Here is a 1,338-nt window from a genome sequence, read left to right as displayed (position 1 = left end):
CGAACACCTGCTCCTCGTACGCGACGAGGTCCATCTTGTTGACGGCCAGGACCACGTGCGGGACGCGCAGGAGTGCGGCGATGGCGGCGTGGCGGCGGGTCTGTTCGACGACGCCGTTGCGGGCGTCGACGAGGACCACCGTGAGTTCGGCGGTGGAGGCGCCGGTCACCATGTTGCGGGTGTACTGCACGTGGCCGGGGGTGTCGGCGAGGATGAAGCGGCGGCGGGGCGTGGCGAAGTAGCGGTAGGCCACGTCGATGGTGATGCCCTGCTCGCGCTCGGCCCGCAGCCCGTCGGTGAGGAGGGCCAGGTCCGGGGCCTCCTGGCCGCGGTTGCGGGAGGCGTGCTCGACGGCCTCCAACTGGTCGGCGAGGACCGACTTGGAGTCGTGCAGGAGGCGCCCGACGAGGGTGGACTTGCCGTCGTCGACCGATCCGGCGGTCGCGAACCGCAGGAGCGTGGTCTCGGACAGTTCCGTGGTGGTGCTCATGACTAGAAGTACCCCTCGCGCTTGCGGTCTTCCATCGCGGCCTCGGACAGCTTGTCGTCGGCGCGGGTCGCGCCCCGCTCGGTGAGCCGGGAGGCGGCGATCTCGGCGATCACGGCGTCCAGCGTGGTGGCGTCGGAGTCGACCGCGCCCGTGCAGGACATGTCGCCGACCGTGCGGTACCGCACCTGCCGCTTTTCCACGGTTTCGCCCGCCTTTGGTCCGCCCCATTCGCCGGCGGTGAGCCACATGCCGGCTCGCTGGAAGACCTCGCGCTGGTGGGCGAAGTAGATCTCCGGCAGTTCGATGCCCTCGCGGGCGATGTACTGCCAGACGTCCAGCTCGGTCCAGTTCGACAGGGGGAAGACGCGGACGTGTTCGCCGGGGGCGTGGCGGCCGTTGTAGAGCTGCCACAGCTCGGGGCGCTGGCGGCGCGGGTCCCACTGGGAGAACTCGTCGCGCAGCGAGAACACGCGCTCCTTGGCCCGGGCCTTCTCCTCGTCGCGGCGTCCGCCGCCGAAGACGGCGTCGAACTTCTCCGACTGGATCTTCTCGGTCAGTGGCACGGTCTGGAGGGGGTTGCGGGTGCCGTCGGGGCGTTCGCGCAGGACGCCGCGGTCGATGTAGTCCTGCACGGAGGCGACGTGGAGGCGCAGGCTGTGCTTCTCGACGGTACGGTCCCGGTACTCGATGACCTCGGGGAAGTTGTGCCCGGTGTCGACGTGGAGCAGGGAGAAGGGGATCGCCGCGGGGGCGAAGGCCTTCAGCGCCAGGTGGAGCATGACGATGGAGTCCTTGCCGCCGGAGAACAGGATCACCGGCCGTTCGAACTCGCCCGCCACCTCACGGAA

At 69.9% G+C, this 1,338-nt stretch carries 2 protein-coding genes; both read right to left on the bottom strand.

The features are described from left to right. Positions 1 to 490 (bottom strand): GTP-binding protein (locus FPZ41_RS46530; RefSeq protein WP_194236471.1); only part of this gene is annotated, 490 nt, incomplete at its 3' end. 2 nt (positions 491 to 492) lie between these two features. Beyond that, positions 493 to 1,338: sulfate adenylyltransferase subunit CysD (gene cysD, locus FPZ41_RS46525; protein ID WP_152870930.1), on the bottom strand; the 846-nt coding region annotated here is incomplete at its 5' end.

It is taken from the genome of Streptomyces acidicola (assembly GCF_009377235.1).
Lineage (GTDB): Bacteria > Actinomycetota > Actinomycetes > Streptomycetales > Streptomycetaceae > Streptomyces > Streptomyces acidicola.
The sequence above is the reverse complement of the archived record's forward strand: the minus strand, read 5'-3'. Positions and strand labels throughout refer to the sequence as shown.